At 48.1% G+C, this 10,406-nt stretch carries 7 protein-coding genes; all 7 read left to right on the forward strand.

Features of this window, described 5'->3' with window-relative positions:
* Positions 1 to 178: 178 nt before the first annotated feature.
* Positions 179 to 1,375, forward strand: coding sequence for an efflux RND transporter periplasmic adaptor subunit (locus tag HMPREF2955_RS06480; RefSeq protein WP_070721998.1), 1,197 nt, complete (start codon positions 179 to 181; stop codon positions 1,373 to 1,375).
* A gap of 340 nt (positions 1,376 to 1,715) precedes the next feature.
* Positions 1,716 to 4,985 carry an efflux RND transporter permease subunit gene (locus HMPREF2955_RS06485; protein ID WP_070721999.1) on the forward strand — a complete coding sequence of 1,090 codons (3,270 nt, stop codon included), beginning with the start codon at positions 1,716 to 1,718 and terminating at the stop codon, positions 4,983 to 4,985.
* Positions 4,982 to 6,367, forward strand: a complete 1,386-nt coding sequence (locus tag HMPREF2955_RS06490; protein ID WP_070722002.1) for a TolC family protein — start codon at positions 4,982 to 4,984, stop codon at positions 6,365 to 6,367. Before HMPREF2955_RS06485 ends, HMPREF2955_RS06490 begins: the two co-directional genes overlap by 4 nt.
* A gap of 87 nt (positions 6,368 to 6,454) precedes the next feature.
* A complete protein-coding gene (gene lpxA, locus HMPREF2955_RS06495; RefSeq protein ID WP_070722004.1) occupies positions 6,455 to 7,237 on the forward strand; it encodes an acyl-ACP--UDP-N-acetylglucosamine O-acyltransferase in 783 nt (260 codons plus the stop codon).
* A 397-nt stretch (positions 7,238 to 7,634) separates the two neighbouring features.
* Positions 7,635 to 9,356, forward strand: a complete 1,722-nt coding sequence (locus HMPREF2955_RS06500) for a hypothetical protein (RefSeq protein ID WP_139145498.1) — start codon at positions 7,635 to 7,637, stop codon at positions 9,354 to 9,356.
* Positions 9,357 to 9,360: 4 nt separating this feature from the next.
* The gene (locus HMPREF2955_RS06505) at positions 9,361 to 9,861 is read left to right on the forward strand and encodes a hypothetical protein (RefSeq protein ID WP_070722008.1); all 501 of its coding nucleotides are present in this window, start codon (positions 9,361 to 9,363) and stop codon (positions 9,859 to 9,861) included.
* 217 nt (positions 9,862 to 10,078) lie between these two features.
* Positions 10,079 to 10,406, forward strand: a 328-nt coding sequence (locus tag HMPREF2955_RS16200) for a hypothetical protein (protein WP_168166872.1), incomplete at its 3' end; no start/stop codon positions are given.

Genomic DNA, 10,406 nt, shown 5'->3' on the forward strand with positions numbered 1-10,406 from the left:
TAAGAGGGAATTAACTGAATTACCCTAATTATAGTTAAATGGTGTGGGCTGCACTGAAATGGGTTGATATTTCTTTGTAACTTTGCAGTGCAAAAACTCAATATGCGCGTCGGGTTTTTGCAATTAGGATAGCAATTTGGCTGAAAATAGAAACAGAATAGTATTTAGATAATAGAGTATGAGACAAAAGAAATGGTTAATGTTGGTGGCCTGTGTTGCACTCTTGGCTGCATGTGGCGGCAAGGGCAACATGAAAATGGACAACAACGAATATCCCGTAATGACGGTAGGCACGCAAGGTTCGGAGACGGAAACAACTTATCCGGCCTCTATTAAGGGTGTGCAAGACGTGGAGATAAGGCCCAAAGTGTCGGGTTTTATCACCAAACTTTGCGTGCAAGAAGGGCAGGTGGTTAAGGCAGGGCAGCTGCTTTTCGTCATCGACAACACCACGTATCAGGCAACTGTGCGCCAAGCGCAGGCCGCACTTAATTCGGCTAAGGTGCAGCTTAACACCACCAAGCTTACTTTCGACAACAGCAAGAAACTTTTCGAGCGCAACGTTATCGGTTCGTACGAACTGCAAACGGCGCAGAACGCCTACGAAAGCGCGCGTGCTGCCGTGGCGCAAGCACAGGCCTCGCTGTCTTCGGCAAAAGATATGTTGGGCTTTTGCTTTGTGAAAAGTCCGGCTAACGGCATCGTGGGTAGCTTGCCTTACAAGGTGGGAGCGTTGGTTAGCGCGCAAAGCGTAGAGCCATTGACAACCGTTTCGAATGCGGCTACCATCGAAGTGTATTTCTCGGTGAACGAGAAAGACGTGTTGAACATGTCGAAACAAGCGGGCGGAACGCACGCCGCCATTAGCGATTACCCCGAAGTAAAGCTGAAATTGGCCGACGGAACGATGTACAAACACACGGGTAAGGTGGTAAAGATGAGTGGCGTTATCAGTCAAACTACGGGTGCGGTGTCGCTTATCGCACGTTTCCCCAACCCCGAACACTTGCTTAAAAGTGGTGCATCGGGCACTATTATCGTGCCACGCGTTAGCACCAACAGCCTTGTTATCCCCCAAAGCGCAACTACCGAGATACAGGATAAGGTGTTTGTGTACAAGTTGGGTGCCGAAAACCGCGTGAAGTACACCGAGATTACCGTCGACCCGCAAAACGACGGCAACAATTATGTGGTTACTGGCGGACTGAAAGCTGGCGACAAGATTGTTACCCGCGGACTAACTACGCTTACAGACACCATGAAGATTGTGCCGCTTACCGAGGAAGAGTATCTTAAAAAGGTGTCGGATGCGGCCAAGCTGGGCAAAAACCAGACTAGCGCAAAGGGATTTATCGACATGATGAAGAAGAAGTAGAACAATAGTTTTTTTAAGTTTCTTAGTTTATAAGTTTTTCGTTTATAAGTTTCCTAGGCTTTGAGTTTTGGTGCGATGAGCCTTGCTTACGATGCGTTGTTTTGTGCTTAATATGGATAGTACGCAGGTGTGTTGCCTGTTGCGGCATAAGCAAATACCCGTTTCGGGCCTCGCAAACCAAGCTAAATGTGCATCGCCGCTGCTGTTTGCCTTGGCATTAGCCCGACAAGCACAGTACGGATAAAAGCGGTTCTAGGGGGTTGGGCATTGTTCGCCCTCGGCATAAAGCGTCGAAAAAACGAAATAAACTCACGAAACTTAAATGTTCAATAAGTAAGATATGACATTTACAAGATTCATACAACGCCCAGTACTCTCCACGGTTATCTCCGTGTTTCTTGTGTTGCTGGGTTTAATCGGCATCGTGTCGCTGCCCATTGCGCAGTATCCCGACATCGCACCGCCCACCATTTCGGTGATGGCGCACTATCAGGGAGCCGATGCGCAAACGGTTCTCAACTCCGTGGTGGTACCTCTTGAAGAGAGCATCAACGGCGTGGAGAACATGACCTACATGGAGAGTACCGCCACAAACGACGGTACGGCCATGATAACCATCTACTTTAAGCAGGGCGTTAATGCCGACATGGCCGCCGTGAACGTGCAAAACCGCGTGTCGCAGGCACAAGCGCTGTTGCCCGCAGAGGTTACGCAGGTGGGTGTTACCACCTCGAAACGGCAGACGAGTAACGTGCTGATGTACACCATAACGTCTTCCGACGGACGTTACGACGAGAAGTTCATCACCAACTTCAACGAAATCAACATCCAACCGGCCATCAAGCGTGTGCAGGGAGTGGGTAACGTGCAGTCGTTTAGTTCCGGTACGTACTCTATGCGTATATGGTTGCAGCCTGATAAGATGAAACAATACGGGCTGATGCCTAGCGACGTGACTGCCGCACTTGCCGAACAGAACATTCAGGCCGCGCCAGGTTCGTTTGGCGAACAGAGCAACGTGGCCTTCGAATACGTGATGCGCTATAAGGGAAGGCTCAAAACGCCCGAAGAATACGGCAACATCATCATCAGCAACAACACCCAGGGCCAAACGCTTTACTTGAAAGACGTGGCCAAGATTGAGCTGGGCGCGCTGGGTTATTCTGTGACGATGAAGAATAACGGCCACCCTTCGGCGATGGGTATGGTGCAGCAGATTGCCGGTTCTAACGCCACACAGATTGCACAAGACGTGAAGAAGGTGTTGGAAGAGCAATCCAAAACCTTCCCCCCAGGTCTTGAATATAAGATAAACTACGACGTTACCGAATTCCTTTTCGCCGCAATAGAAGAGGTGGTAATGACCCTGATCATCACCTTTGTGCTGGTGTTCTTCGTGGTTTACGTCTTCTTGCAAGACTTCCGCTCAACGCTCATCCCGCTTATCGCCGTACCCGTGTCGCTCATTGGTACGTTCCTCTTCTTGTGGATGTTCGGTTTCTCCATCAACTTGCTAACGCTCTCGGCCTTGTTGCTGGCCATTGCCATCGTGGTAGACGATGCCATTGTGGTGGTTGAGGCCGTGCACGCCAAGTTGGATATGGGATATAAGAGTTCGAAGGTGGCCGCCATCGACGCCATGAACGAGATTTCGGGTGCCATTATCTCCATTACGCTGGTTATGGCCTGCGTGTTTATCCCCGTTTCGTTTATCAGCGGCACGTCGGGAACGTTCTATCGCGAGTTCGGTGTAACCATGGCCGTGTCTATCATCATCTCGGCCATCAACGCCCTTACCCTTTCGCCTGCGCTTTGCGCCATCTTCTTGAAACCCCATGCCGAGGGCGAACATGGGCGGAAAACGAGTTTTGTAGACCGTTTCCATGCTGGCTTTAATGTGGCCTTCAACAAGGTGTTGGGCAAATACCGCAAGGGTGTAGAGAACATCATCAAGCATCGCATCGTTACAGGTGTGGCCGTGTTGGTGGGTATTGTGGTGTTGGTGTTCACTATGAGCACAACCAAAACGGGACTTGTTCCTAACGAAGACACGGGAACGCTCTTCGTTACCATCTCGTTGCCGCCGGCCACTAGCCAAGAGCGTACGCAAGAGGTGGTTAAGCAAGTGGATGAGATGCTGGCCAACAACCCCATGATACAAAGTCGCGAACAAATTGCGGGCTATAACTTCATTGCAGGCCAAGGTTCCGACCAAGCAACGTTCGTACTTAAACTCAAACCGTTTGAAGAACGTACGGGTGGGTTCTTCTATAAGCTTTCGGGCTTGTGGCAGGGCGACGGCATTATGCGATTCTTTGTGGATGTGCGCAGCTCTAACATGATTCTTGGCACCATCTATAAGCAGATTTCGAGCATCAAAGGCGCACAAATTATAGCCTTCGGTGCGCCGATGATTCCCGGTTACGGACTTGCCAACAGCGTTACTTTCACCGTGCAAGACAAGACGGGCGGCAGTTTGGACCACTTTTTTAAGGTGACACAAGACTATCTGAAAGCACTGAACGAACGGCCCGAGGTGATGAACGCCATGACTACCTACAACCCCAACTACCCACAATATCTGGTAGATGTGGATGTAGCCAAGTGTAAGCAGAGCGGCATCAGTCCGCGCGTGGTACTTTCAACGCTGCAAGGCTACTATGGCGGCATGTACGCATCCAACTTCAACAGCTTTGGTAAGCTATATCGCGTAATGATTCAGGGCGACGTTGCCAGCAGGATGAAACCAAGCGACATCACCAACATCTACGTGCGCACTTCGCAAGGCATGGTGCCCGTAAGCGAGTATTGCACACTTACACGTGTGTATGGGCCGTCTAACGTGCGGCGTTTCAACCTCTTCACCAGCATCAACGTCAACGTAACACCTGCCGACGGATATTCTTCGGGCGAGGTTATCAAAGCCATTGAAGAGGTGGCAGCACAGAACCTGCCAACGGGTTTTGGCTACGACTTCTCAGGTCTGACGCGTTCGGAACACGAGCAAAGCAACACCACTGCGCTTATCTTTGCCCTTTGTTTGGTGTTCGTTTACCTCATCCTCTCGGCCCAATACGAAAGTTATCTGCTGCCCTTGTCGGTAATTCTTTCGTTGCCCTTCGGCTTGGCGGGCGCGTTTATCTTTACGCAACTCTTCGGACATCAGAACGACATCTACATGCAGATTGCGCTTATCATGCTCATTGGCCTATTGGCAAAGAACGCTATCCTTATCGTTGAGTTTGCTTTGGAACGCCGGCGCACGGGTATGGCCATTAAGTACAGTGCCATTTTGGGTGCGGCATCGCGTCTGCGACCCATCTTAATGACCGGCTTGGCCATGGTTATCGGTCTGTTGCCCATGATGTTTGCCAGCGGTGTTGGTAAAAACGGAAACCAAACACTTGGTGCGGCAGCCGTTGGCGGTATGCTCATCGGTATGATGTTGCAGATATTTGTTGTGCCCGCGCTCTTCGTTATCTTCCAATACTTGCAAGAGAAGTTCACACCCTTGGAGTTTGGCGACGAAGAAAACCGCGAGGTAAAGAACGAGTTGAAACAGTATGCACGCCAAATGGCGATAGAAAAAGACGTGAAAGCAAAACAATGAAGATAAAGAATTTCATCCTCCTGGCCCTTGCAGCCGTTGCCTTAACGGGCTGCAAGAGCCTCTATGGCAAGTACGAACGCCCTGCGGTTAAGGCCGAAGGCGTGGTTCGCTCGCCCCTTTCAGACACCGACACGCTGGCCGTTAGCGATACGGCTAGCTTTGGAAACCTGCCCTGGCGTAGCGTGTTTACCGACCCGCAGTTGCAGTCGCACATTGCAACAGCGCTTGAAAATAACTACGACTTGCTGAATGCGGCCCTCAATGTAAAGATGGCCGAGGCGCAATTAAAGTCGGCACAGCTGTCTTTCTTGCCCTCGTTTGCCTTCACTCCGCAGGGAACTATCAGTTCGTGGGACGGCCATGCGGCCGTAAAAACCTACTCGTTGCCCGTGTCGGCCAGTTGGACCATCGACCTCTTCGGCACACTTCTCTCGGCCAAACGCAGTTCGCAAATGGCCTTGATAGGCATGAAAGACTATCAGCTTGCCGCTCGTACAAGGCTTATTTCCAACGTAGCCAACCTGTATTACACGCTGCTGATGCTCGATAAGGAGCTGGAACTGATAGACGAAATGGAGGTATTGGCCAAGGATACGTGGGAAACCATGCAGCTGCAAAAGGAATATGGCAACGTTCGTTCTACGGGTGTGCAGAGTGCCGAAAGCAATTACTACTCGGTTCAGGCACAAAAGGTGGGGCTGAAACGTCAGCTGCGCGAGGCCGAAAACGCCCTCTCGTTGCTCCTTGGACAGTCGGCGCGCAGCATTGCCCGCGGCAAATTCGATGGTCAGAGCCTGCCAGCCAACTTCTCAACGGGCATTTCTTTGCAGATGCTTAACAACCGTCCCGACGTTCATGCTGCCGAAATGAGCTTGGCACAGTGTTTCTACAATGTGCAAACAGCCCGCAGCCGTTTCTATCCAACACTCACATTGAGTGCGCAAGGCGGCTATACCAACAGCGGCGGCATGGGTATAACCAATCCGGCCAAGCTGTTGCTCTCGGCTGTGGGTAGCTTAACGCAGCCCATTTTCCAGCGCGGACAGCTTATCGCAGGCCTTAAAGTGGCCAAGATACAATACGAACGCGCCTACAACACTTGGCAGCAGATGGTGCTAAGTGCAGGCAACGAGGTGAGCAACGCTTTGGTATTGTACAACACGTCGGCCGAAAAGAGCGACATTGAGGCCAAACAAATCGTTACGCTCCGTCAGAATGTGGAAGATACTAAGATGCTACTCACCGAGAGCCGGGGTAGCTATCTCGAAGTGATTACCGCCCAACAAACCTTGCTGAAAGTGGAACTCTCGAAGGTTCAAGACGACTTTAATAAGATGCAAGCCGTTGTAAACCTCTACATGGCGTTGGGAGGTGGAAAGTAGGAATGTGAGGTAGCGGGATGCAAGTTAATTTATTGACTTGTCCACTCATCAACTTGTCTACTCGTTAACTAATTAAAACTCATACAGATGTCAAGCGATATAAGTTCAAGAGCAGAGGTGTCGCCACGCGCCAAGATAGGCGACAACTGCAAAATTTACCCCTTCGTCTACATAGAAGACGATGTGGAGATAGGCGACAACTGCGTTATCCACCCCTTCGTAAGCATACTTAACGGCACACGCATGGGCAGTGGAAACAGTGTTTATCAATGTTCGGTGTTGGGAGCGTTGCCCCAAGACTTCAATTTCGTGGGCGAAAGGTCGTTCCTCATCATCGGAAACGACAACACCATCCGCGAAAACGTGGTTATCAACCGCGCCACGCACGAGGGTTGCAAAACCGTTATCGGCAATCACAACTTCCTGATGGAGGGTGCGCACATCTCGCACGATACGCAAGTGGGCAACGATTGCGTGTTCGGCTACGGCACTAAGATTGCAGGCGACTGCTTAATTGGCAACGGCGTGATATTCTCTACGGGCGTTATTGAGAACGCCAAGACTCGAGTTGGCGACCGCGCCATGATTCAAGCAGGCACAACATTCTCGAAAGACGTACCTCCTTACATCATACTTGGCGGTAAACCGCTGGCTTATGGCGGCGTAAACACCGTGATGCTGAAAGCCGATGGCGTAGACCCGAAGAACATTAAGCACATTGCTAACGCTTACCGACTGGTGTTCCACGGGCAAACAAGCGTGTTCGACTCGGTGTTGCAGGTGAAAGAGCAGGTGCCCGACGGTCCTGAAATACGCAATCTCGTGCAGTTTATCGAGGCAACCGAGGGTGGTATCGTTACCAAGATGTAGACTTTCTTGGATTCGTTCATACCTTTTTATATTGCAACTTAACCACTTGCGAGTTGCGAAATACAAGTTTAAAGGCCATGACTATACTCATAAGGGGTGTAGTCATGGCCTTTCTTTTTATGTTAAGAAACACATGTGCATTTGTAGGACGAACCGATATTTTTCTTAAATTTGCAGACATAAGTAGCTTGTTAGTCAATCTCAGGCTTGTACAGCGGTACTAATCATCAATTGTTCTTATTGCAAGAGAGTTCTCCCAGCGATTAAGCTACATCTATAATAAGGAGTAACAGCTTGTACTTCTCCTGATTAAAACCTTCTTTAAAGGCGTGCATTGGAGCATAAGTTAATAAAATATATCTCACTAACAATAACATGAAATCTAAATGAAACAGTTATGATGACACGAAACGTAAAGAAGACGAACTTTGTTTCGCCAATGATTTGGTTATGCGTCTTGTTGGCTTGCGCCTGCAACCAATTAGAAAACGATGTGGGGTTGTCGTTGCCAGATGAGGTGACAAACAGAGAGGCCCAACGGTTTATTGACGCATTAAACGCCTCGACCGACCAGCACCCTGGGTTTCAAAGCTTGACAAAAGGCAAGCAGGTATACTTCGAGGACATTCGCTTGTGCAACAGTTCGATGCACGGCATGGTGTTTATTGTGCCTTTTGGCAATGAAGGAACAGGGACGGTAAGCGGTGCTTTGTATTATCCTGTTGGTTTTACACAGCTGGATGACGAGCGCGTTGAACTGAACAACAAACTTAAAAGCCCACAAGTGGTTAATGCCGAAACGCTCAACAACGACATCCCAATAACGCAGCGTTTCCTCTATTCTAATGATTTTACTATCTTATCTGATAAGGGATTGCAAGTAGACGATAGCCTTAAAGCGTACGAGTTTCTTAAAGACAGCATGATGCCATTAACGCAGGAACAGTTGCCAAGAACAAGGTATGAAAATCCCTACACCGAGGGGGCAAAGGCTGTGTTTAAGTTAAGCTATACATCAAGCTACACTGGTCCACTAGATTGGGATTGCCATGGTGTTGGGCACAACACAATGGAAGAATGGGCAAAAGAAGCATTGTGGCGTTCAGAGATACCACCCTATTATTGCAAAGTGGAAAAAGAATGGTACGAAAATAAAATAGTTGTTGCCATTGATTGCGAAGTGTTATATCGCAAATGCTCAGACCCAAGAGTCTTTGCCATGAACTATAGCAGCATGCTCCATCAAGTGGCTGCAGCACATAGGGTTAATATGTTTATACAGGTCACTTATCAGGTATATGGCACTTACCGTCTTGGATGGAACCGTGGAACAGGCGGGAGCACAGGTGAATATAAGCCCAAACCTTACGATGGGCTTTATGCAGACAACTATGCCTCAAGACTAATTCCCCAGAGCAAAATTCCAGAAGAATGCGACTCACTGCCTTACTCCAATGAGGCTAAGAGCACCATGAAGGAAATGTTGGACAGTTTGTTCTCACTGAAGCCTTATAAAGGGCAGAAAAAGAACTACATAGACCTGTCTCAGTTTAAAAAGCTTGTTAAAGAACATGGTAATGTGGAGCATGTTTGTGTTATTAATGTTTATGATGATAATCGTCATTACATGTTGGAGCCCGAAGGAGGAGGACTTGTAGATCGTGCGCCATACACTGCAAATTTCTACACGAAATATACGCTCCACAACCATCCTAATCTTACTCCTCCATCAGCTAAGGATTTGTTAAATCTCTGCTCCGACGCGGCTGGTCAAGAGTGTCCTAATATGCGTGGTTCATTTGTTTTCATAGACGAGAACACCTATTACGCATTGATTATCAACGACAGAAAGAAAGCGGCAGCCATGTTCAAGGAGATTGAGAACGAAGTGGCAGATAATAATGATTTTAAACCGGATGGAAAATGCGGTAAAATACTGAACCAGTATAGAAGTATTAATAGCTTTAAATCAAGCGATGAAACTGCCATTGCTAGATTAAGTACAATCATTAACCACTTCGATGGTGGTATCAGTATCGTGAAATGCCATATAACAGACAAGCCCGACTATACCACATACGGTTCGGAGAAGGTTAGTTACAAACCCATTAAATGTTAAGACGATGAAAAGGTTATTTATATTGATGATGTTGCTATGCTTTAGCATCACCATGTACGCCCAAAACACTCAGACGGATGCTGAACGCGAAAGGGAAAGTAAGATGCTAGAAGCTTTCTTGCCTACCCTTGATGCACGGAGAAGCGAATTTGTTGGCCAACCCGCCAAGAAGCTATTTGATGTTATAAGGGGCAGTGCCTTTAAGATAAGGAACATTGGGACAGAGGAAACCAGTCCGTGGGCTGAATATAAAGGCAAAATGTGGGTATACGGACTATCTCTATTTAATAAGCCAGCCCAACAAGCGATGAAGGATAAGGAGGTTTATATCATACGCATAATCTTAGACGTTCGTTGGGATACTAGTGCCTTTTGGGATTCTGTCAGACCTGCTGGGCCTGCATGGATGGAGGCCATTATCCGTAAATGTCTTGATGCAAAAGTGAAAAATGTTTCTTGGGAACACTTCTATATACCCGAACGTAAGACATCTAGTGAGAAGTAAGGCTAACTCGTTTGATACATATTCGTTTGATACATATTGGCGCAAAAAATAAAGTGAGATATATTACGCCGTATGTATAAAAACGAAACAATACCTTGCGTGGGTGCGGCATACGTACCCGCGCAAGGGCATTAGAAGGTTTGCATGACATTGCTATATAGACAGCATGCAGACTTACAACGTATGATGCAGAGGAACTACATTAAATGTTAAGACGATGAAAAGGTTATTTATATTGATGTTTTCGCTATGCTTTGGCATCACCATGTACGCCCAAAACACGCAGACGGATGCGGAACGCGAAAGGGAAAGTAAGATGCTCGAAGCTTTCTTGCCAACATTAGATGCAAGAAAGAGCGAATTTGTTGGCCAGCCAGCCAAAAAGCTATTTGATGTTATTAGGGGCAGTGCCTTTAAGATAAGTAACGTTGGGGCGGAGAGAACCAGCCCTTGGGCAGAATATAAGGGCAAAACCTATATCTATGGTCTATCTCTCTTTAACAAGCCCGCTCAACAAGCGATGAAGGATAAGGAGGTTTATATCA

It is taken from the genome of Prevotella sp. HMSC073D09, assembly GCF_001814145.1.
Taxonomy (GTDB): domain Bacteria; phylum Bacteroidota; class Bacteroidia; order Bacteroidales; family Bacteroidaceae; genus Prevotella; species Prevotella conceptionensis.